This window comes from Crenothrix polyspora, from assembly GCF_900163755.1.
GTDB lineage: Bacteria > Pseudomonadota > Gammaproteobacteria > Methylococcales > Methylomonadaceae > Crenothrix > Crenothrix polyspora.
The window spans coordinates 28,164-52,508 of sequence record NZ_FUKI01000096.1 but is presented as its reverse complement, the minus strand read 5'-3'; the positions used below and the strand labels follow the sequence as shown (position 1 = coordinate 52,508).

Annotated in this window: 22 protein-coding genes; 16 read left to right on the top strand and 6 right to left on the bottom strand. The window is 42.7% G+C overall.

Annotation, left to right across the window (positions count from 1 at the left end):
* Window positions 1–137: 137 nt before the first annotated feature.
* The gene (locus CRENPOLYSF2_RS06580) at window positions 138–1,178 is read right to left on the bottom strand and encodes a lytic murein transglycosylase (RefSeq protein WP_087143154.1); all 1,041 of its coding nucleotides are present in this window, start codon (window positions 1,176–1,178) and stop codon (window positions 138–140) included.
* A 228-nt stretch (window positions 1,179–1,406) separates the two neighbouring features.
* Between CRENPOLYSF2_RS06580 and ampD the strand changes: the two genes are divergently transcribed.
* The 6 genes from ampD to dhaK all read left to right on the top strand — a co-directional run bounded on the left by ampD (window position 1,407) and on the right by dhaK (window position 7,553).
* A complete protein-coding gene (gene ampD / locus CRENPOLYSF2_RS06575; RefSeq protein WP_087143153.1) occupies window positions 1,407–1,949 on the top strand; it encodes a 1,6-anhydro-N-acetylmuramyl-L-alanine amidase AmpD in 543 nt (180 codons plus the stop codon).
* 668 nt (window positions 1,950–2,617) lie between these two features.
* Complete coding sequence (locus CRENPOLYSF2_RS06570) at window positions 2,618–3,028, top strand: hypothetical protein (RefSeq protein WP_087143152.1); 411 nt, start codon at window positions 2,618–2,620, stop codon at window positions 3,026–3,028.
* Window positions 3,029–3,139: 111 nt separating this feature from the next.
* Window positions 3,140–3,982 (top strand): 23S rRNA (adenine(2030)-N(6))-methyltransferase RlmJ, encoded by an 843-nt coding sequence (locus CRENPOLYSF2_RS06565; RefSeq protein ID WP_087143151.1) that lies wholly within the window; start codon window positions 3,140–3,142, stop codon window positions 3,980–3,982.
* Between the two features lie 134 nt (window positions 3,983–4,116).
* Window positions 4,117–5,637, top strand: a complete 1,521-nt coding sequence (gene nhaD, locus CRENPOLYSF2_RS06560; RefSeq protein WP_087143150.1) for a sodium:proton antiporter NhaD — start codon at window positions 4,117–4,119, stop codon at window positions 5,635–5,637.
* 41 nt (window positions 5,638–5,678) lie between these two features.
* Entirely contained in the window at window positions 5,679–6,512 is an 834-nt protein-coding gene (locus CRENPOLYSF2_RS06555; protein WP_087143176.1) for an HAD-IIA family hydrolase, read from the top strand.
* Between the two features lie 51 nt (window positions 6,513–6,563).
* Entirely contained in the window at window positions 6,564–7,553 is a 990-nt protein-coding gene (gene dhaK / locus CRENPOLYSF2_RS06550; RefSeq protein ID WP_087143149.1) for a dihydroxyacetone kinase subunit DhaK, read from the top strand.
* Between the two features lie 12 nt (window positions 7,554–7,565).
* Here dhaK and dhaL read toward each other — a convergent pair whose 3' ends face one another.
* The gene (dhaL, locus tag CRENPOLYSF2_RS06545; protein ID WP_087143148.1) at window positions 7,566–8,198 is read right to left on the bottom strand and encodes a dihydroxyacetone kinase subunit DhaL; all 633 of its coding nucleotides are present in this window, start codon (window positions 8,196–8,198) and stop codon (window positions 7,566–7,568) included.
* A gap of 215 nt (window positions 8,199–8,413) precedes the next feature.
* Complete coding sequence (locus CRENPOLYSF2_RS06540; RefSeq protein WP_245807927.1) at window positions 8,414–9,667, bottom strand: M23 family metallopeptidase; 1,254 nt, start codon at window positions 9,665–9,667, stop codon at window positions 8,414–8,416.
* A 183-nt stretch (window positions 9,668–9,850) separates the two neighbouring features.
* On the opposite strand from CRENPOLYSF2_RS06540, the gene tyrS reads away from it, so the two are divergent.
* The 8 genes from tyrS to CRENPOLYSF2_RS06500 all read left to right on the top strand — a co-directional run bounded on the left by tyrS (window position 9,851) and on the right by CRENPOLYSF2_RS06500 (window position 19,896).
* Entirely contained in the window at window positions 9,851–11,050 is a 1,200-nt protein-coding gene (gene tyrS / locus CRENPOLYSF2_RS06535; protein WP_087143147.1) for a tyrosine--tRNA ligase, read from the top strand.
* 197 nt (window positions 11,051–11,247) lie between these two features.
* Window positions 11,248–11,385, top strand: a complete 138-nt coding sequence (locus CRENPOLYSF2_RS18800) for a hypothetical protein (RefSeq protein ID WP_176371056.1) — start codon at window positions 11,248–11,250, stop codon at window positions 11,383–11,385.
* A 235-nt stretch (window positions 11,386–11,620) separates the two neighbouring features.
* Entirely contained in the window at window positions 11,621–13,069 is a 1,449-nt protein-coding gene (locus CRENPOLYSF2_RS19015; protein WP_217884079.1) for a Slp family lipoprotein, read from the top strand.
* A gap of 422 nt (window positions 13,070–13,491) precedes the next feature.
* Window positions 13,492–16,164: a SpoIIE family protein phosphatase gene (locus CRENPOLYSF2_RS06520; protein ID WP_087143146.1), complete on the top strand. Its 2,673-nt coding sequence runs from the start codon at window positions 13,492–13,494 to the stop codon at window positions 16,162–16,164.
* A gap of 13 nt (window positions 16,165–16,177) precedes the next feature.
* Window positions 16,178–17,305 carry a PhnD/SsuA/transferrin family substrate-binding protein gene (locus CRENPOLYSF2_RS06515; protein WP_087143145.1) on the top strand — a complete coding sequence of 376 codons (1,128 nt, stop codon included), beginning with the start codon at window positions 16,178–16,180 and terminating at the stop codon, window positions 17,303–17,305.
* Window positions 17,306–17,543: 238 nt separating this feature from the next.
* Complete coding sequence (locus tag CRENPOLYSF2_RS06510) at window positions 17,544–18,023, top strand: CZB domain-containing protein (RefSeq protein WP_087143144.1); 480 nt, start codon at window positions 17,544–17,546, stop codon at window positions 18,021–18,023.
* A gap of 289 nt (window positions 18,024–18,312) precedes the next feature.
* Window positions 18,313–18,894 carry a Slp family lipoprotein gene (locus tag CRENPOLYSF2_RS06505; RefSeq protein ID WP_087143143.1) on the top strand — a complete coding sequence of 194 codons (582 nt, stop codon included), beginning with the start codon at window positions 18,313–18,315 and terminating at the stop codon, window positions 18,892–18,894.
* Window positions 18,895–19,044: 150 nt separating this feature from the next.
* A complete protein-coding gene (locus CRENPOLYSF2_RS06500; protein WP_087143142.1) occupies window positions 19,045–19,896 on the top strand; it encodes an MOSC domain-containing protein in 852 nt (283 codons plus the stop codon).
* 487 nt (window positions 19,897–20,383) lie between these two features.
* Here CRENPOLYSF2_RS06500 and CRENPOLYSF2_RS06495 read toward each other — a convergent pair whose 3' ends face one another.
* Window positions 20,384–20,692, bottom strand: coding sequence for a VF530 family protein (locus tag CRENPOLYSF2_RS06495; RefSeq protein WP_087143141.1), 309 nt, complete (start codon window positions 20,690–20,692; stop codon window positions 20,384–20,386).
* A 1,023-nt stretch (window positions 20,693–21,715) separates the two neighbouring features.
* Between CRENPOLYSF2_RS06495 and CRENPOLYSF2_RS06490 the strand changes: the two genes are divergently transcribed.
* The gene (locus tag CRENPOLYSF2_RS06490) at window positions 21,716–22,288 is read left to right on the top strand and encodes a pentapeptide repeat-containing protein (protein WP_087143140.1); all 573 of its coding nucleotides are present in this window, start codon (window positions 21,716–21,718) and stop codon (window positions 22,286–22,288) included.
* A gap of 185 nt (window positions 22,289–22,473) precedes the next feature.
* Window positions 22,474–22,785 carry a hypothetical protein gene (locus CRENPOLYSF2_RS06485; protein WP_087143139.1) on the top strand — a complete coding sequence of 104 codons (312 nt, stop codon included), beginning with the start codon at window positions 22,474–22,476 and terminating at the stop codon, window positions 22,783–22,785.
* Window positions 22,786–22,987: 202 nt separating this feature from the next.
* Here the strand turns inward: CRENPOLYSF2_RS06485 and asd are convergent, their stop codons facing one another.
* Both asd and queF read right to left on the bottom strand, forming a co-directional pair.
* On the bottom strand, window positions 22,988–23,848 hold the full coding sequence (asd, locus tag CRENPOLYSF2_RS06480) for an archaetidylserine decarboxylase (protein WP_087143138.1): 861 nt from the start codon (window positions 23,846–23,848) through the stop codon (window positions 22,988–22,990).
* Between the two features lie 23 nt (window positions 23,849–23,871).
* A complete protein-coding gene (gene queF / locus CRENPOLYSF2_RS06475) occupies window positions 23,872–24,261 on the bottom strand; it encodes a preQ(1) synthase (RefSeq protein WP_087143137.1) in 390 nt (129 codons plus the stop codon).
* Window positions 24,262–24,345 lie beyond the last annotated feature (84 nt).

Genomic DNA, 24,345 nt, shown 5'->3' with positions numbered 1-24,345 from the left:
AACCGCAGCTTTAAGAATGATAAAAATGCAAGACTTACATTGTCGTTTCGCGTGCGGTGTGGCTGCCCACTATTACAATCGGAACAGCTAATCTAAAAGCGGACAAGTGCAATAAATTAAATTATACATTTTTATTATTAGCGTTGTTGTTTAATGGCTTGCGCCAATTGATAAACAGCCATCGCATATTTATTGCTGTTATTGTAACGTTTAATCACTTTAAAATTATGATGTACCCGCCAATATTCACTGCCATCATAAGTGCTTAATTCTATAACACCCGAGTCAGAAGGATCATCCACCTCCTGAGTAACAGGGCTTCTATACTCCCAGCCATTTTTAGAAAAATAATGCGCGACACTGCCGATAGCATCTTTAGCTTGCCATAAATCTCGACGGCCATTATGATCAAAATCAACCGCTAATTTACGAAAGCTGCTGGGCATAAATTGCCCTAAACCCATAGCGCCAGCCCATGAGCCTACCGGCTCACGCGGGTCATAACCTTCATCACGCACCATCAGTAAAAAATTCTCCAGTTCAGACATAAAATATTTAGCGCGGCGATGGGTATCAAATGACAGTGTGGTTAACGCATCAAATACGCAGGTCTTGCCAATATTACGGCCAAAGTAAGTTTCAACGCCAATGATACCCACGATATACTCTGGGTCAACGCCGTAAGTTTCACTGGCTTGTTGTATTGTCGTTGCATTTTCACGCCAAAATTCTACGCCGTGGTTGATGTGATCGTCGGTCAAAAACTTATTGCGATACCGCGTCCAACTGCCTGAATGTGGCTTGGGTGGACGCGGATCGGGCGCAGGACTTTCTAAACGAATCACCGAATCTAACCGCTGTGCCTTAGCAAATAAGCCGTCTAGATACGACTCTGAAAAGCCGTGTTTATCCACCATATAATGAATAAAGCTGCGTACCGAAGAATTATTTGTATAATTACCCCCTGATGAATAATCCGTGTAGGTAGAAGAGGGCCGATAACTGCTTCTCGGTACTGGATTAGGCTTAATTTGCAAATAGGGATTTTTAGGCGCAGGCTGATTATTATAAACCTGACTGGGGTAACTATTATAATCTGCTGGGTCATCGCTAGCACAACCGGCAAGCAATACAGTTAATGCAAGCGTTAAAAAATGTTTATATACCGTGGTTGTCACAAAATATTCCTTTTGTTTTATAGCGAAAGAGTAATGCTGATATTATGGGTAGCACGTTACCCCTGTGAAAGTGGCCTGAGCTTAGTGGCTTATTATCAGTCCTGAGGCAAAAGTATAGCCTTTATCCGCTGATAGGCGAATGCGAATAAATATCGAACTAAATTGCCGGTAATTTTATCGCAACTTGTAGGCTATCTTTTATGTTTTTTACGCTGCCGTACATCTCTTATGCACATAAACCAACACTGGCTAAACCCCGCTACTCGTCATCCATCGCCTAATTTTGATGAGCGCATTGCCTTGTCTGATATTTCGCTGATTGTGATCCATTGCATCAGCTTGCCACCAGGTGAGTTTGCCACAGCTTATATTGATCATTTATTTTGTAATCAACTCGATCCTGATGCGCATCCGTACTTTACAGATATTTGCCAATTAACCGTTTCAGCACATGTATTAATTAAACGTACCGGTGAAATTGTTCAGTATGTGCCGTTTGACAAACGTGCTTGGCATGCGGGCAAATCAGAATACCAAGGCCGCGAGCGTTGTAATGACTTTTCGGTTGGCATTGAACTTGAGGGCACCGAATATATTGCCTACACGGACGAGCAATATAGCCAATTAGCCGAAATTATTAAAGTTTTATTAGCCACTTACCCCAATCTGTCGCAACAACATATTACTGGGCACAGTAATATTGCACCAGGCCGCAAGACTGATCCTGGAGATTCTTTTAATTGGTCGCGTTTTTTTGAATCCTTATCGTAACCCCCTATTAACAAGGACTAAGCCTTTGTCCACAATCAGATAAAATGCAACGTTAACATCCATTACTTTTGTATCCGTCAAGGCTCTTAATCTTGTCACATACAGCGTTTTCACAGTTCAATAATTACAGCGTAACCGTTTGCACTGAGCTTGTCGAAGTGTGCTGTTCATGCTTCGACAAGCTCAGTGCGAATGACGGCTGTAACTGCCCTAAGGAACGTGCATGAAATAACTTGAACAACTTAAACGCCACCACCGTTCGTGCTGAGCCTGTCGAAGCATGAACTTGCTCAAGTTATTTCGTGCGCGTTCCTAAGTTGAAAACGCTGTACTATCAGAACCCACATGAGTATCTGCACTTAGTCAATCCTGAGTAATTATTCAGTCTCCCTCTAAATGCATACAATCGTGATAGATAGGCGTATTTTTAACCAGTATGAAACCTACGGGGCTTTAAAAACCGCGTAAGATTTTTAAAGCCCGGACAAAATAAAATTGATTGACTATTTAGGATTACAGTTCGAAGTTGAATCTACCTTTAGTAAATTGATTCTGATAGCAATGACGGTTATTATTCCTAAGCTCACAAGAGCAGTGATTTTTAATCAAACTAAATCAACAAAATTTACTGATCACCCTCACCTATCATCTCAATTAAAATAAAAACTATGACAAAATTATTGCTGACTTTATTATGGATTGCCGCAGCATTTACGGTTGCCGAAGTTAATGCCGCACAACATCACGGTGGCCACGGCAGTAAAGGCAGTCGCGCAGCCGGTGGTGGCAACTGTTTAAAGCCAAAATTAGAAAAATTTTTACCACCCAATATGGCCAGCGTTGCACCCGGCACAGAATTTTCCTTTGTGGCTTTTCTGGAAAAACCAGAACAACTGGAAGTAACCGCCAAAAAGCTACCGGTTGAAATCAACGCTGAATTTAAAGACCCATTTTATGTAATTACCGGCAAACTACCAGACAGCCTACGCAATACCGTAGCGCGGATAAATATTAAAGTGAATGCTAAATCCAATGCCTGTGAAACTGAAAATGGCTGGTTAGTTAAAATCACTGAATAATGCACCTTTCAAAGGCAAATCGGGATTAACGCAACTTAACCGATTTGCCAGCGCCCTTGTAGCGGGCTTTTGCTGTAAACTGTTTACTTTCCTCCCTACCCTATTTTGCTCATGCTGAGTTATCGCCACATCTTTCACGCTGGAAACTTTGCCGATGTTTTAAAGCACAGTGTTCTTATCCATATTATTGATTACCTGAAAAAAAAAGATAAGCCGCTTTGCTATATCGACACCCATGCAGGCCCTGGAAAATACCCGCTAGATAATGAATTTGCACTTAAAAACCGAGAATTTGACAGTGGCATCAGTCAATTATATCAACGCGATGATTTACCGCCCGCTATCGCGCACTATGTGGCGCTGGTTAAAGAACTGAATGGTGCGGGCGCATTAAAAAGTTATCCCGGCTCGCCGCTGATTGCACAACACTTATTACGCAAACAAGACCATCTGTTTTTATGCGAGTTACACAGCACCGAAATTACCTTATTGACCAAGCGCTTTAAAGGCGTGCGCGGCGTGGATATTATTCATGCCGATGGTTTAAAACACGGACTGGGCTTACTACCACCTAGCCAGCACCGTGGCTTGGTGATGATCGATCCCTCCTACGAAATAAAACAGGATTACCGCTTGGTCGTCGATACCTTAACCGCTATGAGCAAACGCTTTGCCAGCGGTACCTATGCGCTGTGGTATCCAGTGGTAGAGCGCGACCGTATCAATCGTTTAGAAAAAGCCCTGATCGCCACCGGCATAAAAAATATACAACTGTTTGAGTTAGGCATCCGTGCTGACAGCAGCGGACTCGGCATGACCGCCAGCGGCATGATCGTCATCAACCCCCCGTTTACCTTAGCCGCTGAAATGGAACGCGCATTGCCGTATTTATCTAACGTGTTGGGCGAAAACAACACAGGCTCATACCGCATAAAGACCTTAGTACACGAGTAATACTGTCGGCTTGAAATATCCGGCAACACCGTTATATTAACTGGTGTAGCACTTTATTGCCCAAGCCATAAAAACCATGATACCCTTGAAAAATACTTCGCAAAAACTACTTTAATCGTCAGGATTATTATTTAATGACACCGCGTTACTTAAAATACCTCTGGTTTTCGTTTGCCCTGTTTTTACCGTCTTGGTCACTGGCTGGCGATGATTTTATAACAACCAATCCTGCACTGCATTTAAATTTAACTCACCATTGGGCGGGCTATTTATCTTTGGTGTTATTTGTTGTCGCTTATTTATTTGCCATGACCGAAGAGGTTACCAACTTACGCAAATCCAAACCGATGGTCTTGGCCGCCAGTTTAATTTGGGTATTTATTGCCAGTATCTATGCCCGTAATGGCATGAGCGAACCCGCTGGCCTGGCATTTCGCGCGTCTTTAGAAGGTTATGCGCAGTTATTTTTATTCATTATGGTGTCGATGACTTATCTGAATGCGATGGAAGATCGCGGCGTATTTGAAAGCCTCAGAATTTGGCTGCTCAGTAAAAATTTTAGCTATCGACAATTATTTTGGATCACTGGGATTCAGGCATTTTTCATCTCATCATTGTGCAATAACCTAACTACCGCATTACTAATGGGTTCGGTGATTATCGCAATGGGTAAAGATGAGCGTAAGTTTATTACCTTATCCTGTATTAACGTGGTGGTGGCCGCTAATGCCGGCGGCTCGTTCAGTCCCTTTGGCGATATTACCACGCTGTTAGTCTGGCAAAAAGGCGTGGTGCCGTTTGCCGATTTCTTTGCGCTCCTGATTCCGGCTATCGTCAATTTTGCGATTCCGGCAGCGATCATGCACTTTGCCATCCCTAAGAAACGCCCAAAAGCGGTACAGGAAAATCAGCAAATGAAACGCGGCGGTTTGGTTATCATCTTTTTATTTGTGATGACTATTATTACCGCTGCAACCTTTGAAAATTTCTTAGGTTTACCACCCGTCGCCGGCATGATGATGGGCTTAACCTATCTAAAATTTTTCAGTTTTTATTTGCAAAAAACCACAGAGCAGGTCGATATTACATCACATGAATTAACCGGTGCCGAATTGAATGTCCTTCAACACTTACCTGAAGTCGGTAAAAAAGATTATTTTGCCCCCATGAAAATGATGAATACGCCGCAATACAAAGAAGCCGAATTCGATCAACCTTTCGATGTGTTCAATAAAGTAGCCAATCTGGAATGGGACACGCTGTTATTTTTTTACGGGGTTATGGTAGCCGTGGGCGGCTTGAGTTTTATAGGTTATTTAGAATTAACCTCTACCTATTTATACAGCGATATTAGCCCAACGATTGCCAATATTTTGGTCGGCATTGCGTCGGCTTTTGTGGATAACGGCACAATTATGCTCGCAGTATTAACGATGGCACCGGACATTTCTCAAGGCCAATGGTTGCTGGTAACCTTAACCGCTGGTGTGGGGGGTAGCTTATTAGCCGTAGGTTCGGCCGCAGGTGTCGGCTTAATGGGGCAAGCCAAGGGCATTTATACATTTACGACGCATTTAAAATGGATGCCGGTGATTGCCTTGGGTTACGTAGGCAGTATTATGGTGCATTTTTTAATTAATGGCCGGTACTTTTAATGGCCAGCCAATTACCTAATATCTTACCAAATACAGCGTTTATGGCTGACCTGACCAATGTACATGCCATGATCATTGATATGGATGGTGTGTTATGGCACGGTACCACTGCCTTGCCCGGCCTGGTTAATTTTTTTCAGGTTTTACGGCAACGTAATTTGCGCTTTATTTTAGCGACTAACAACGCCAGCCTAACCCAAGATCAGTACATTGTTAAATTAGCAGAGATGGGCGTTAGCGTTACCCACAACGAGATTTTAACTTCTGGCATGGCAACCGCACTGTATTTAGCAGAGCGCCACAACCCAGCCAACACGCGGGTATTTGTGGTGGGCGAGCAAGGCGCGACCCAACCTTTAATTGAGCAAGGTTTTACCTTAACCGGTCTGTATGAAATCAATAAAGCGGGTGATGCCCACCCAAAAGGTGCAGATATTGTTGTGTGTGGTAAAGATCATACCTTAAGCTGGGATAAATTGGCCACAGCCACGCTAAACATCCGCGCAGGCGCACAGTTTATCGCTACTAATGCCGATACGACTTTGCCGACCGAACACGGCGTTACACTCGGCAATGGTGCTATTTTGGCCGCTTTGCACGTCGCCACCGACGTTGCGCCTTTGTGTATTGGCAAGCCCGAACCTATTATGTATCAACAAGCCATGAAAATTTTAGGCGCAAAGCCAAGCGAAACAATTGCCATCGGGGATCGCTTGGAAACCGATATTCTCGGTGCAGTACGCGCCAATATTCGTAGCATTATGGTGTTAACCGGCATATCCAGTACAGCCGATTTAAAAACCTCACATTATCAGCCAACCTGGGTGATGCCAGATATTATTGCCATCACACACGCTTTGCAAGACATGGCCTGACCGTAATAAAACGATTCTATGCGCTTTTCTTAACCGAGCCGAAACACGTAAATGAAAAAACTCATTAACCACGTTGATACCTTGTTGGATGAAAGTTTACACGGCTTTGCCAAAGCCCACGCCGATATTATTCAATTCAACAGCCAGCCACATTTTGTCACACGCTTGCAAACCACAAAGCCAAGTAAAGTAGCGATTATATCGGGGGGTGGCTCTGGCCACGAACCGCTACATACCGGTTTTGTCGGTTTTGGCATGTTAGATGCCGCCTGCCCTGGTCAAGTATTTACCTCGCCGACTCCCGACCAAATGTTGGCAGCGGCACAAGCAGTAGAAAATGGCGCAGGCGTACTGTTCATTGTCAAAAATTATGCCGGTGATGTGATGAGTTTTGAAATCGCCGCCGAGATGTTGGATTGCGCCAATGCCACGGTAGTGGTCAGCGATGATGTCTCCTTAGCCAAAAACCACAGTACCGGACGACGCGGCGTGGCCGGTACGCTAATTATGGAAAAAATGCTCGGCGCAGCGGCGGAAAATGGTGCAGATTTAACATTTTGTAAAGCTTTGGGTGATCGTATCAACGCCGCTACAGCCTCAATGGGCGTGGCATTGACCAGTTGCACCGTGCCAGCATTGGGCAAACCGACCTTTCATTTGGATGACAATCAAATCGAGATGGGCGTGGGCATACATGGCGAACATGGCCGTGAAACTGTGAGCCTAATGCCCGCTAACGACATTGTAGAGCGATTGTTATCGACCATTATCGACGACTTGCAACTTAAATCTGGTCAACAAATATTGCTGCATGTGAATGGCTTTGGCGCTACGCCGCTGATGGAACTGTATTTGGTTTATGAGCTTGCCAGCCAGTATCTACAAAAACGGGGAATTAACATAGTGCGGTCTTTGGTGGGCAATTACACCACATCGTTGGATATGGCAGGGTGTTCGGTGACGCTGACTATTTTAGACAATGAATTAATCCGCTTATGGGATGCGCCTGTGCATACGGCCTCATTGCGCTGGGGATGTTAAATCACGCAAAACTCAAAGCTGTTCCAGCAGAACATCCGCTACCGCGCAAATTATCACACAACTGCTCATAGCACCAGCATCAATATGGCCTTTAGTGCGCTCGCCTAAAAACGAGGCGCGGCCTTTGATGGCCAACATCTCACGGGTAGATTCCATACCCGTTAGCGCAACCTGTTGGGTTTGCTCCAGTAACTGAACTAATGGCGTGGACACAGCCACCGCTTCTTGTAAATACTGTGCGACAGGTACTAAGACATCCAGCATGGTTTTTTCGCCAACATCCGATTTGCCTCGTTGTTTCACGGCTTCAACCGCCTGAGTAAAAGCTAACGAAAATATTTGAACATTGGATTCCCTACCCACTAATGCCTTGCTCATAGCTATAAACAAAGTGCCAAATAATGAACCGGATGCACCGCCCACGGTGGTCATTATTGTCATACCCATTTTTTGCCATGCAGCAGGCCATTCCAGTTGGCTGATGTCTGCTTTTTGTGCCAGTAAGGCCGCCAAACCGCGCTGCAAATTGGTAACGTGATCGCCATCACCTATGGCTTGATCTAAAAGGGTGATGTCATCGGCATTTTTTGCAATGCTTTCGGCGACGGCTTCAATGATTTTAGGTAATAAGGGGTTGAATGACATAATTTTTTCTATTGTGGCTAAACGCTAAGCTGGCATGGGCTGCATTAAGCAATTCAGTACTCAGTCAATTTTGATATATCGAGTATGTTTTTGACCAGCACGAGACCTACAAGGTTTTAAAAACCTTGTAGGTCTTTGCTAAATACAACAGCGTTGATTGATGGTTTACTGGCGCGAATTCCCGAAGGTATTGATAGATATGAAAGTATTTAACATTAATTGTATCGAGAGTAACTTCTAGCAAATAAAGTCTTCGCTTTAGCTTGATTTAACTGTGCTAAAGTACGCTGTGTTTGTACTTTAAAATCGGTCATTGAGCCACTGTTGCTAGGCATAGAGCGTGATAACTGTGCGGTTACCGTTAACGGATTACGGTGTTCACCATCTACACGAAATTCATAATGCAAATGCGGCCCTGTCGCCAATCCCGTTTGCCCGACATAACCAATAACCTCACCTTGGCGTACATGACTACCATTTTGCAAACCACTTTTAAAATTAGATAAATGCGCGTAAAGCGTTTCATAATGTTCGCCATGCCCAATAATAACGGTCTGTCCATAGCCGCCTTTTCTACCTAAAAATGTCACCTCTCCATTGCCAGTGGCTTTAATCGGCGTACCGGTGCGTGCCGCATAATCGACACCCTTATGGGCACGAATACGGTTTAATATAGGATGCCTACGATTAAGATCGAAATGTGAGCTGATACGAGCATAATCAACGGGCGTGCTTAAAAAAGATTTTTGCATAGCATGGCCTTCCGGTGTGTAATAGCCTATGCTGCCTTGCTGATCTATGTAACGCACCGCTCTGTGCGCCCGACCTTCGTTAACAAATTCTGCCGCGACAATTTCATCGCTGCTCTCAAAATCGCCACGCTCATACACAACAGTAAATCGATCACCATTATGTAAGTCGGCTGCAAAATCAATATCCCAGGCAAATATCTGTGCAAGCTGCTCCATAACATCAGCAGATAATCCGGCACTGCGGCCTGCTGCGGCCAAAGTTGAACGAATAGTACCTTGTGCGCTAGTGATAGGTTTAGCACCATGACGCTTAAAATGTTGCGTGTTTATTTTTGCCGTGGCGGGCTGCCTCAAGAAGAATCTGTTTCTACCGCCAGCCGCCGATAAATATCGCGTATCATCTCTGCCAGCATAAGACAAATGCCCGAATTGATAGCTATTACCGCGCACCGCTTGCAAAGGGGTGCGACTGGATATGGTGGCAACACGCGTACCACTGCTGTTGGAACTCACCAATTCATGGTATTCAGCATCATTAGCACGTACGCGGGCATAAACATCGGCCAGCGTTTCACCCGTAGGTAGCTGATGGCTCATGATGCGTGTATGTATTACGCCGCGAGAAGATTTTAGTTTAGCGGGCTTGGCATAACCAGTCGATGCCGCAAAAACCAAAACCATCCCTGTGAATAAGGAAGCATAAAATTTATTTTTCACGTTAGTTTTGCCAAGCAATTGAAATTTAATCAAAATAAAAAACCATAATTTAATAATAACCACATTCTAAAATGTTTCCCTACTATTTACCAATATTAGTTCATCTTTGACATTTTATTCTGCTGCCAATACGCATTAACTCTATAATAAGCCTAATTATAGATTAAAAAATGGGAGAAAATAGTGCAATCAGATGTCCTGTCAGATTTACTTCGCGGAGTAGATGAAGTTTTAGTTGAGCATGAATTAGTTAAAAAATTACAAGAAAATCGCCCATTACGCATTAAAGCTGGCTTTGATCCAACCGCGCCCGATTTGCATCTAGGGCATACGGTGTTAATTAATAAATTAAAGCAGTTTCAAGATGCAGGGCATCAGGTTTTATTTTTAATTGGCGACTTTACCGGCATGATTGGTGATCCAACCGGTAAAAACGTTACCCGCAAACCGTTAACCCGCGAAGAAGTGTTGGCCAACGCTCAAACCTATCAAGATCAGGTGTTTAAAATTCTTGATCCTGATAAAACCCAAGTCATGTTTAATTCCACCTGGATGAATACCATGTCGCCAGCGGATTTAATCCAATTGGCCGCTAAGCATACCGTGGCCAGAATGCTGGAGCGTGATGATTTTAGCAAACGCTTTAAAGGTGGTCAGCCGATTGCGATTCACGAATTTTTGTACCCGCTCATTCAAGGTTACGATTCGGTTGCCATGCAATCGGATGTGGAATTGGGCGGCACCGATCAGAAATTTAATTTGTTGGTCGGCAGGCAATTACAAGAAGTGTATGGCCAAAAACCACAAGTTGTCATAACCATGCCGATTCTGGAAGGTTTAGACGGTGTGCAAAAAATGTCCAAGTCGCTGAATAACTATATTGGTATTGCAGATTCGCCCGATGATATGTTCGGTAAGATCATGTCGATTTCCGATACCTTGATGTGGCGCTATTTTGAGCTATTAAGTTTTAGACCGATGACCGAAATTAACACCTGGCTAGAAGACTGCAAGCAAGGCGCAAACCCTAGAAATTATAAAATTAAATTGGCGCAAGAAATTATTCAGCGCTTTCACAATGCTGATGCAGCCGATAAGGCGTTAGAAAGTTTTGAAGCACGTTTTCAACGTGGTGCTATGCCGGATGATATCGAAGAGATTAACCTGTCGATTAGTGCAGAAAGCTGCGCTATTGCCAATTTATTGAAAGAGGCAGGCTTAACCGGCAGTACGTCAGAAGCGATCCGTATGATAAATCAAGGCGCAGTAAAAATTGATGGTGAAAAAGTCTCTGATCCCAAGTTGATGATTGCGCTGGGGTCGGAACATGTATACCAAATTGGTAAGCGCAAGTTTGCACGCGTTAAAATTATAACGGGTTAGCTATTAAGGTGTAGTTATGGCTATGCAGCGGCGTTAGTGCATGAATAATATTTTTAAAAATCATATTTTTACAGTTAAATTTTTGCGCAAAATACGCCGTTTTTCGCAAAAATTGACAGAAATGAACAATTTTGATTCATCTTGCATTCAGTATTGCTCACGTATAGTGAAGGCAAAAAAATACTGAGGAGACACGCATGAACAAAACACTGAGCGGTAACTATAGTGGTTATCGCAGCCACCACCCGCATAATCAACACAATAGCTATAACACAGCTTATCAGCAACAACAGCAACAAAAAGTCCAATCAGGTCAAAAGCAGCAAGCGCATTAACAATAATCATTCATTTAACACAAGACACTCACACGCATTAGCTGTTCATCGGTCGTCAGTCTAACTATTGCAGTATTAGATGACGGTTGTTTTGGTTATTTTTTATGGTTTAACGCTATTGGCTAACTGGCTTCAACACGATTAGTTAATCGTGTTGTTTCGGCTTAATAAATCCTTTAAAACCCTACCGTTGAAGACATTGCGCTCTTATCCCTAGCCATTAAAATCTAATCTTATGAGAAAGTTAATAAGGAAATACCTACTTTCTGGTTGCTTATTATTAAGCGCCTGCACACACCTACCACCCCGTATTGAAAATCCCCCGTTAAACGACCTTAGCTATTTGCAAGCCATTCAAAATATAGCGTATTACAAAAACGCCCTTGTGCGTTGGGGTGGCGTTATTATTGCCGTAGAAAGCTATCAATACCACAGCTTTATTCACGTTTTACTCTACCCGCTAAACAGCAATGGCAGGCCAGACTTGCAACAAAACAGTCTTGGCCGCTTTATGATAAAAAGCCCTAAATTTCTTGATCCGGTGATTTATAAAGCCAATACCGAAGTAACCGCTTTTGGCACACTGAGCGGCCTTATCGAACGCACCATTGATCAAAGAAACCTTGTGTTACCTGTGGTCTTATCAGAAATGATTTATCTTTGGCCAGCACCACAAACCGCTTCTGGGTATTCGCCGTACGGGTGGGGCGCATACGGCGGCTATAACTATAACCACAGTTATGGCGGATACGGCGGCCATACTTATCTTAAAAAGGGCACGCATCTGCCTGCGCCGCCGCCCCCTCCACCTCCGCCACCCTGCCCTGTTCCGATGTTTGGCCGTGTGGATTATACTGACTGCCCTCATCCGCCTCCACCTCCGCCTCCACCTCCGCCCTGCGATGGCAGAATTCACCATCATGAGCAGGGAGAAGTTAATGATGGCTGCCCACCGCCCATAAATTGTGCTATCAATGAAGAACTCGATGGCATAGGCGGCTGTAAGCCAAAACCAACACATTGTGAAAGTGACGAAATACCTGACGGTATGGGCGATTGCAAGCCAAAACCAACGCATTGTGAAAGCAATGAGATACCTGATGGTATGGGGGGTTGTACAACAATTACACCAACACCTGCGCCAACGCCAACAGAACCATCGACTCATCACTGCGACAGCGATGAAATAGCTGATAGCTTGGGCGGTTGCAAGCCAAAACCAACACATTGTGAAAGCAATGAGGTACCTGATGGTATGGGGGGTTGTACAACAATTACACCAACACCTGCGCCAACACCAACAGAACCATCGACTCATCACTGCGACAGCGACGAAGTATCAGATGGCATGGGCGGCTGTACACCAATTACACCAACACCTGAACCACCAACAACACTTGAACCAACACCTGAAATTCATCACTGCGACAGCGATGAAATAGCGGATGGCATGGGTGGCTGTACGGCAATTACACCGACACCTGAACCAACAGTGACACCAGAGCCACCGACACCCACACCAGAACCACCGACACCAAGGCCAGAACCGATACCCGAACCCACACCAGAGCCGCCTACACCAAGGACGGAACCAACACCTGAACCCGCAGCAGAACCAGTGCCAACAGTTGAACCCGCAGCCGCCGAAGTAGAAAAAAAGAAGCGGCAACGCACGGAAGAATAAAAATCCGCATAATTCCCTTGTTAATTTAGCTATTAACAAGGGAAGTGCCGTTAGCATATGTCAACTTATTGAACACAACCAAGAAGCCTTGTAAATTAAACACTACCTAGTCTAGCTCCTTTTGTCAGTAGCTATTGAAATATTATTTTCGATAAAACATTGTTTCTATGTCATGTATTTTTACATGCTTCCTCGTTAATTTTGTGCCACAATGCTAGCGGCGTATAAATTGAGCTTATCTTGATTTGATTAAAAAATTGCTCATTTATTAAGCCACTAAAAAATAAACTGTGGGTAGTCGTCATTATTAAAACAATCTTCTGGTGTTATTTTCTAGCTTTGATCACACCGCTGTTTTTTCAACTATCCGTAGCACAATACGTTATGCATCATAAATAACGTTCGCCACTGAAGGGGGGAGTATGCAAAAAATTTTTCAACGCATTATTAACTACTTATTAGATCAATACGCCGTGGTATTGGTGTTGTTAGCTTTGGTTTCTGGTGCTACCTACCTGGTATTAATTACCGATATTAGAGAACAGGAAGGTAACGCGCTACTGGTTAAAATTAGCAGCGAACAAGGGCAACTTATTGAAGAAATTAATCTGTCGCTCACACACAAAACCTATCTCACCGATGCTACCGAAGTACGCAAGATAGACTCCAAAATCATTTCCAATATCATTCAGCTAGAAGAATCTCACGCGGCGTTACGTGAAGGCGTGCGCTTTATTCGAGAAGGGCAACGACTGATTCATATACCCGGGCAATTATCCACAGAATTAAGGCAACTGTATTTTGAAGGCGCTAAACCCTTAGATACGGTTATGCGAGAGTATTTATCCATTGCCCGTAAGCTGCAACGTATTCCTGCAGGTGAAATCACCCTAACCAATACTGATCTTAGCCGTTTATTTTTTGTCTATACCCCCGTCATACTTGACGAAATCAGCCGCGTATCGTTAATACAACAGCGCCACAGTGAGTTTATGCTCAGCGCGACTATTAACAAACAGCATATCTCTTTTGTGATTACCCTGGCATCGTTAATCACGGTGGGTTTTTTGCTTTTGCATCCGTTAATTTCCAGTTTGCAAGAAAAAGCCTTGATTATGAAACAAGAAGCAGATAACGTCATTAACACCACGCATTCACTCATCGTAGGGCTTGATGCACAAGGACAAATTGTACTGTTCAATCAACATGCACAAAATGACACCGGCTGGTCAGAAGAAGAAATCAAAGGCAGTCATTTTTTTAAACGTTGTATTCCCGACGATAATCTTAATGCACTGGAAACACTGTTTAACAATATGATGTCCGGTGCGGTAAAATTTGGTGAAGAAATTGAAACCAAAATGCGCATCAGTACCGGCGAGTTAATTGACGTAGTATGGAATTCAACCGTACTTAAAAATTCAGTAACCAAACAGCCGGTTATGTTTTTAGCCACGGGTTTGGACATTACCGACCGTAAAGATGCACAGCGCAAAGCCCAGCAAGCCAACATAGAACTGGCTGAAATTGGTCTGCGTTTACAAGGCGAAATCAACTTGGCGGCGGCGTTGCAACGCGCTATTTTACCTAGCCCACACATCAACTTACCCGGTATGCAAGGCCAAGCTAATTTGTTAACCTCCAGTGAGGTTGGTGGCGATTATTACGATTACTACAACATTGGCGGCTTTCATAATATTTTGCTCATTGGTGACGTAAGTGGTCATGGTGTGGCAGCGGGAACCTTGGTATCAGCGGCCAAAGCCGGTGTTTACCCTCTTATTGTTAGCGGCATTACCAGCCCTGCGGAAATTTTAAGCTCACTCAATAAAACCATTCGCGCTACCGCACAACAATCATTATTAATGACTATGGCGTGCTTAAGCCTTGATGCACGTACCGGCAAATTACTGTTTGCTAACGCAGGCCACGTTTTACCTTACGTACTGCGTTATCAAAGCCATGAATGGGTAATGCTGGAAGCGTCTGGTTTACCACTGGGCAAAAGTCTTGATACCGATTATCGTGCCTATGCAATGGAGTTGACGCTGAACGTGGGTGACAAGCTGTTTTTATACACCGATGGCTTAGTGGAAGAAGAATCACCTTCTGGTGAAGCATTTGGTTATGATCGTTTGGAAGCGGTACTGAATGCCTACACCGATGCCGATGTTGACACCTTGCGTGGCAAATTATTAGACGCACTGGCCATGCATTGCCGTGGTACAGCCTATACCGATGACGTAACCATTGCCATCGTTGTTCACAGTGATCGGGTAACACAAGCCAGCACGATGGATAATGAAGTCAGCGATATTATTCGTATTTCAGAAAATTTCTACCGCCAAGGCGAACACCCTATTCCACGGATTTCAAAAGAATATGTGGTTTTTCTGGCTGAGCATGGTTATGCCGACTTACTGACCCGTTTTAGTCAAGATGGTATTTGCCGTATTTTGCCGCGCCATGATGATGTCTGCAAAAAACTTGGCTGGGAACATTTACTCAATCAACACCATGACTCACCCAGTGATGATTTATTCGCGCTCATGCCAGGCAACGCAGAACACCGTCAATTCCATTTAACCCATACCGAAGACAAACTATTCATTATGGAAGAAATTCAATCATGGCTAGCCGATCAAGGCCGCATTGCCGCCGAACAACTGGAGGCTTTAATGGTGATTTTGGATGAAATGACTGAAAACAGCTTATATGCCGCACCCCGTGACGGTAAAGGCGTGGCATATTACACCAAAGGTGAATCCAGAGAATTGTCAGAGCATGAAGAAGTACGGATAGACATTGCGCTCAGTCAAGATTTTTTAGGGTTAATGATTACCGACAACTGGGGCACGTTAACACCGGGTATATTCTTAAAAAACATAGCACGATCAATGGAAGAAGGTGTTGAAGCGGGTATTGGTGGTGTAGGCTTGTATATGATGTGGCGCTTAGCCGATTATCTGCAAATCCGTGTACACCCACAAAAACGTACCCAAGTGACCACTTTATGGGATTTACACGGCACGGTCGATATGAATGTCGATTCAGGCGTGCAATTCCTCTACCACAGCGAACACGAAGCCGCCTAAAGGAGATTTAATTATGTTGATGTCAAATACCTTCAGTATTGAAGAAGTCTCCAAGCAAGGCGAAATGTGTCGTTATATGTTCGTAGGCTCAATAGATGCACATGCCGCTTCCGCGTTACAATCACTGACGACAGCACAAGCGGGCTCACATGTATTGCTGGATTTTAGCAAAGTTGAGCGCGTTAATTCCATGGGTTTGTCGTTGCTATTAAAATTGTTTGAAGACTGGGAAAATAAAAAAATTAAAGTTGAAGTGCAGCGTTTAAATCGTATGATTAATATGCTGTTTAAGATTACCGGCCTTGGTCGTTTTATCAGTTCGACAACCAAAGATATTGCTTTAAGCGTCGACAGCCCTGCACTTAATCCAGAGCCACCTCGCCACGCGGAACACAAACCCGTTGCAGTACATATTCCACACGATAAATTAAATTTTGTTGCCACCTTGCAATCCGGTCAACAACTGACTGGCTGGTATTTACTCAATACTTATTTACAACGCAAATTAAATCGCGCTATTCATTTTGAGCAAGCGGCCAATACACCCAATGGTAATTTAACTGATTTATTATTTGCTAAACCGTTTGAAGCCTGCGAAATGATAAAAAATCATGGCTTTATTCCTATTTTAAAACCCATTGCTGAAGCCGATGAAGTGGTTATATTGACCCGTATTGATGACGATCGTAGCTTAAAAGAATTGCAAGGATTAACAGTGAGTGTCGCCACCGAAGGCAGCTTTGTGTATTTATTAGGGCGGTTTTTATGTGATGAAAGTGGTGTAGATTCGGCACAGTTTGTTTTTGATATTGCCGGCAACGAAATAAAAGCCTTACAGTCACTAATTCGTGGTAAATGCGATTTGGTTTTTATGCTGAAAAAAACCTTTCAGGGCTTATCGTCATTCAGCCGCAGTAACGTGCAAAAACTGGATGAGAGCGAAACCGATTTCGCGTCACATTTATTTTGTATTTCGCCACACATAAAAAATCACGCCGAGGAATTGATTAAAGTGTTAACCAACATGACACAAGATACACAAGGTCAACAAATTTTGGCTGATATTCAAACTGGCGGTTGGAATGCGCCGGAAACGGGCGAATTACACATGTTACAAATGGTTTATAACCGCTACACTTAGCAACTATTTAATTTTGAATCGCCCTTAAAAAACGCCAGTGTCCTACTACACTTAGCTTTAAGACTCAGGTTATTTATGACCTGTGTTTCTAAATTGGGCTATCAAGTCAGGAACAACAATGTAAATTGGATTGCCAAACAGTACGCAGCCCAACCCTAAAGCATTATTATTTTTGTCCTATTTTAAGTAGATAGCCCTAAGTTTGATTAATTTTAATTATTGGGGAGTATGCGCTGTGATGTTTAAAAACTGGTTTAAAAACTTACTGAATAGAAAAAAGCCTAAACCGATAGTATCGGCTTTTGCAGCGGTAGACATTACGCATATTAAAGCTGAAGAAACAGTCGGCTTGAATTTTATATCCGCTATTGAGGCGCATCAAAATTGGAAGAAGCGTCTTACCTCTGTCGTTGACGGCAGTTCGGCGGAAACACTGCAAGTTGAAGTGGTTAGCCGTGATGATCAATGCCTGCTTGGCAAATGGATTCACAGCACGGGTACTCAAAAATTTTCTTCATTAGTGCAATTTGAACAACTGCAAAAAAATCATGCTCATTTTCACAGCTGCGCGGGTAAAGTGTTGCATTTAGCACAAACACAAGATAAGTCTACAGCGCTTGCAGAACTTAAAGATGGTCATTACGCGCAAGCCTCTCAGCAAGTCATCCGAGATTTAGTCGCTGTTTATACACAGGTAAACAACAGTAATTCTTTTTAAAATAAATTTTATTTTCTTTAGTGTCAAAATAACACTTTCGCCAATAGCATGTTTCAGTTTATCAAAAATAATACACATAAAATACCATTAATAATAATGGTTTATATATGTTCAAAACTAATGAGCAACTGACTTCAACCATTTGACAAAGCGGTTACCAGAGCGGCATTTACAAGGTTATATTACGCCACAAGCAGATCAGTGATTTTAAAATTGCCTCTTGGATGCAGGAGTTGAATACGCTATTATTAGCGCCTTATAGCAGCATCTGACAATATAGGGCGGTTTTATGAAAAAATATTTAATTTCCAGCTGTTTGTTGTTAAGCGCCTGTTCGAATCTACCGCGTAATATTGAAAATACGCCATCAATAGATATTTCTTACAGCCAGGCTATGCAAAACATTAATAGCCATAAAAATACTGTTGTGCGCTGGGGCGGGGTGATTATTGATGTAGAAAATAAACAATATCAAAGCTTTATTCAAGTCCTACTGTATCCATTAAACAGCTATGGCAGACCACAAATCGATCAAAGCAGTGGCGGTCGTTTTATAATCCAAAGTTCCACATTTCTCGATCCTATCGTGTATACCAAAAATACTGAAGTGACGGTATTTGGTCCATTAGCGGGTGACACAGAACGCACAGTTGATAAAAGAATACTTAAACTGCCAGTGGTTTTATCACAAACGATATTTATGTGGCCAAAATATGAGCCTGACAACTACTACAATAGCTACGGTGGATTTGGCGGCTTTGGTTCTTACGGTGGTTATTATGGCGGCATGAGAGGCGGATGGGGTGGTTATCCCTATTACGGCAGCGGTTATTACTCGCCTTCTTATGGCCCCCATCACCGTCATCATTAAGCGTCAGAACTTTTCAGTTTTCTATTAAAAACTCGGTAGTTAACCGCTAGAATCGAATTTTTATTCATTTTTTTCCCATTAGACCTATTAACCAAATCATCTGAGCCACAGAACTTTTAAAATCAACATAAAAATAACTACGGAGTAGCAATGTCAAACAAATCTGCAATTACGGTCTCTACGCTCTGGCGCTATCCAGTAAAATCCATGATGGGTGAAGAACTTAACGGCGCACAGGTCAATTTAACAGGGCTGTTAGGTGATCGGTATTACGCATTAATTGATGTCGAAACAGATAAGGTTGTAAGTGCTAAAAACCCAAAAAAATGGCCAGGCTTTTTTTCATTTCGTTCCGCCTATACCGCGCCATTAGAAGCCAATTCAGACCATGCACTATGGATTACACTGCCAGATGGTACGGTATTACACAGCGAGCAAACGGATATTAATGACAAGCTATCTGGCTTTTTAGGTCGCCCCGTTAGATTAGAAACCAAAGCACCAGATGCTGCCAAATTGGAACAATATTGGCCAGAGTACGACGGCGATAGCAATGAAATTTCTAATGAAGGTGTGGCAGGTGATGCCCCACAAGGCTCATTCTTTGATTATGCCGCCTTGCATTTACTGACCAGCAGTTCAATAGAAGCCATGCAAAAACTGTATCCTGCGGGTCGTTTTGAAGCCAGACGCTTTAGACCGAATATTATGCTTGATACCGCCGGTTTAGAAGGCTTTGTTGAAAATGACTGGGTAGGTAAAACCATTCGTTTGGGTGATACTTTGCGTGTGCATATCTCGTATCCTTGCCCTCGTTGCGTTATGCCAACGCTTGCTCAAGGTGATTTGCCTGCCGATGGTGGCATACTCAAACATGCGGTCGCGAAAAATACCCCATTTGTATCGTTTGCTGGCAAAGAACTACCCAGCGTGGGAGTGTATGCTAAGGTTGTGCATCCTGGCTGGGTTAAACGGGGTGACAGCATTACTATTGAAGATTAACAGCTTTTATTTTAGTACTTCAATACTCTTTAAGTATCGGGTAAATTTCAGACCTGCGAGGCTTTAAAAACCTCGCAGGTCTTAAAAAGAAGCCAGATAGATTATTGATGCTATGTGGCTTCAACTTACCAAACTGGGCTACTACAGCGTTTTCAACTTAGGACAGTTACAGCCCACCGTTCGTGCTGAGCTTGTCGAAGCATGAACGGTTACGCTGTAACTATTGAACTGTGAAAATGCTGTAAGCTGGGACAAAATGTAGGTTGGGTTGAATGCTTTTCTCAACCCAACATAATTCAATAGTTGTCAATGTTGGATTGCCAAACAACAGGCAGCCCAACCCACTTCAGTATCATTATTTTTTGTCCCGTTTTAAGTTAGTAGCCTGTATATCTAAACTCAGTACCCGTGAACAACGATTTAAAAATGACATCAGGATGATACAACACCAAAGAAAGCGATAACCGTTACGCGTTATAGTGTGGCTTTAATCATCCTGCTTATTGCGGTTAATATCGCGCAACATAAAGCCATAAAGCCCTTCTACTTTATCGCGTGCCCACGGCGTTTTACGTAAAAACTTTAAGCTCGATGCAATACTCGGCTCGCTACTAAAACAGCGTATCGGTATGCGCTCAGCCAATTCAGTCCAACCATAATGCGCCACCAATGCTGTTACTACCGTCTCCAGCGTTAAACCATGTAAAGGATTGTGAGGCTGCTTTAACGGCACAACGGGTAATTGTTCGGATTGGGTAACAGAAATATCCGGAAGAATAATAGCTGATGATTTCATAATTGTTTTTCAATATTTTAAAGAATTGAGTAAGTTTTACTGGCGCACAGTCAGTGCCATCATTGCTGAAAGATAGCATGCGCCGCCCCATTCATTGTGTGCCTATTGGGCATTTTATGCGACGTAGTCCTGTATTTTTTGCATGAGCTTCATCTTAAAAAACAATTGATAATACCGTTTTGCCATTCTACTGCCAAGATAAACCGTAGTTACTATTAAGCCAGAATTGATGCTCATTAATGATAATGCTGGATGGTTCATAAGGGTGTGATAAATGTGCGGGAATTCATAGAGCGCATTAGCGTAATACGTAATGCGCCGAATGTTGGGTATTGCATGACGGCGGAATACGCTGCCGCTATTCCGCCCTATAATTCTAAATGATAGGGGCAGATTGAGGCATCAGCATTGATGTTAGAATTATTTTAGGTGCCGCATTTAGACGGAGACATATTTTGCAGGTTGGGTTGAGCGCTTTTTCCAGCCCAATATAACCAACGCATTGAACATGTTGGGTAGTATTTTTTTTTGCTCTATTTTAAATAAACATCTTAAATTTGTAAGTAATATTAATATCTTGCATTAAATATCCAAATAACTAAGCTTGTGTGCTGTTTGGCAAAAAAAGCCGAAGCTGACCCAAAAAATGTAAGCTTTAAATTACATTAACCAAAAATTAAATTTTATAACAATTTATAAATCAATTTGTTATATTTAGTATCTCATAATAATTTACAACTGATTCTATCTGTTTGCAAAAAGTATTGGTACTATGCGGCATGTAATACCTTTAACAACTAAATAAACGATACAGCTATCGTCATAAATAAAATGGCTACCCACTAAAGCGGAACAGTTTCGGGGTTATACCTGAGGGCAAAAAGCCGTTCGTGCTGAGTTTGTCGAACCATGATCTATTTAACCATCCACCCTCCGACAGACTTAGGGCGAACAGTTAAGCCTTGCAGCGTATTCCGTTTCAGGCGGATAGCCAATAAAATTAAAACTACAAAGAGAAAAGTCATGAAGACCATCAATAACACAAACAAATATATTAATTTTTTATTACTTACTGTGCTGATGACTACGGTCGTTGCAGCTAAGCCAAAACCGGAGTCAATTTCAGAACCTATACCAGAGCCTTGTATGGCGGAAGGCGACTGTGAGGTAATTTATGATGCCAATTTTAACGATCAAGAGCTAAAAAACGGCGTACTAGAAAATAAAATGTTTATTAATCCATCATTTACTGGCACATTATCAGCGGTGCAATTAAAAAACGTCGTATTTTTGAATGGTAAATTAGGTACGGTGAATTTATCGGATGGTGCAGTATTAAACGGGGTTGTTTTTAGAGGTAATCAAATTGCTTCGCTCAACTTTGGTGGAGCGAAGTTGAATAATGTTGTTTTAGAAGGCAATTTAAAAAAACAACCCAAAATATATGGCTCTAAGGAAGAGCAATTAGCCGAACCTATTCCACTAAACCTGCGTGGTGCAATAGTACGAGACAGTCTTTTTGTGAACAACGTGGTGCTTATGGAGGGTAACAAAAACACCGTCCGACATTCCGCACCCCTATTCATAATTTTATGATTAAATTTAATTTAATAATTTCAGTATGTTATAAATTTGTCGAATTTTTGGCGTATTTTCAAAGTCATTTATATCAGCTTATATTTAACAAAAAACAAACGAGAGATGAATTTTTCTTGTTTTAATTCGAAAGTCTAAAATCCAAAAAAATACTAAAATTCATTAAATATCAATATGTTATTTAAATGCTGAATTTTTATTTAGGGGTGCGGAATATCGGCACCGTTATTCGCAGAACCAGTTTTATTCGTAATAATATAATTGGCTCAAAAATGCAAGGTGTGCAGATAGAAAAGTCTGATTTTACCGGCAATGATGCCAGAGACTCTGATTTAAGATTCAGTAGCGCGGCTGGCGTGAAGATAGTTAACAATCAAGTACACGGGGTAAAATACCCTAAAGGTCGGGGAGTACGCGTTGCCATTTATGGCAACTGGTCGAACAATCCAATTAAAGAGTTGGCAGGGCTTAAAGTAAAAAATACCCGCAAAAAATAATGGCGCTGTAGCGTGCGCGTTACAAAGCCAATTGTTATCAAAGCGACACCATAAGCCCTCTACAAGCAGAGGGCTTGGGCAAATCAGTGCCTTCTATAATATATTTCGCTGCGGTTTAGGGCGGCTAGCTGATTATTATTTTGCGAAAAAAATGCAACCCAATCTGCCAATAATTACTTTTACGGTAAACTTACACTTTATCTTACACGGTCAGCCAACCAATCTTCTCACCCAGCTTAACCGATTGCCCAGCGTTTAGACCTTCACGCCACTGTGCCACATCTTTACCCAATAACATAATAATTGTCGAACCCATATTAAAACGTCCCAGTTCCTCGCCAATATTAAGTATTATAGGCTTGTCATTATACTGCCAAGTTTGAACACTGCTAGCGCTCGGTGGTGTCACTTCGCCATGCCAAACGGTTTCTATACTGCATACAAAAATAGCACCCACCATCACTAAGGCCATAGGTCCTGCGGCGGTATCAAAGATGGCCACCACACGCTCATTTCTGGCAAATAGGCCTGGCACATTATTGGCTGTTACTGTATTGACGCTGAACAAACGCCCCGGCACATGGATCATTTCGCGCAGCGTGCCGGTAAGCGGCATGTGCATCCGGTGATAATCTTTAGGTGCTAAGTAAATTGTACTGAACACGCCGTTATTAAACGGCGCGGCGCGTTCTGCACTGCCACCTAATAGATCAACAGCCGTAAAACTTTTGCCCTTGGCCTGAAAAATATTACCGTCTGTAATCGCACCCGCCTGACTGATTGCGCCATCGGCAGGGCTAGCAATTGCATTGGCTTCAGTGCTAATAGGCCGTAAGCCTGGCTTGAGTGCGCGAGTAAAAAAGTGGTTAAAACTTTTAAACGCAGTGATGTCTTGTTCACTCGATTCGGCCATGTTCACGCCGTAATAATTAATAATCTGCTTAATGAACAGCGTCTTAATAAAAGTATTTTCTGAGCGCGACAGTTTTCTCATCATGCGCGACAAAAAATGATGCGGCAAAATATATTGTGGCAACGTCGCAAGGGCTTCTTTAAAGGTCATAACGGCAGTATGCTTTGTAGGAGTTAGGGCAAATTGACAAGCTGTGGCACTTGCCAATCAGGATTTTTATGCTCGACAATCACCGTGGTGTATACACCGCCACGCACATTAAATTCGGCACGAATGCGCATGAAATTGGGATTAATAGCCGCAATAATATCATTGAGAATTTCATTGGTTACCGCTTCGTGAAATGCACCTTGCTCACGAAATGCCCACATATACAGTTTTAGCGACTTTAATTCCACGCACAACGCACTTGGCACATATTCGATAATAAAAGTGGCAAAATCGGGTTGGCCGGTTTTAGGGCACAAACAGGTAAATTCCGGCAAGGTCATGCGTATGGTGTAATCACGACCTGGCTGCGGATTAGGAAAGGTTTCCAGGACTTTGCTCGGGGTTGTTGTCATGTTGAATTAAGTTAAAAAGATATAAAAAATAAAAAGTCAGTCAAATACCGCTAAAATAGTAAATGTTTTCTTTGTGTATAGGGA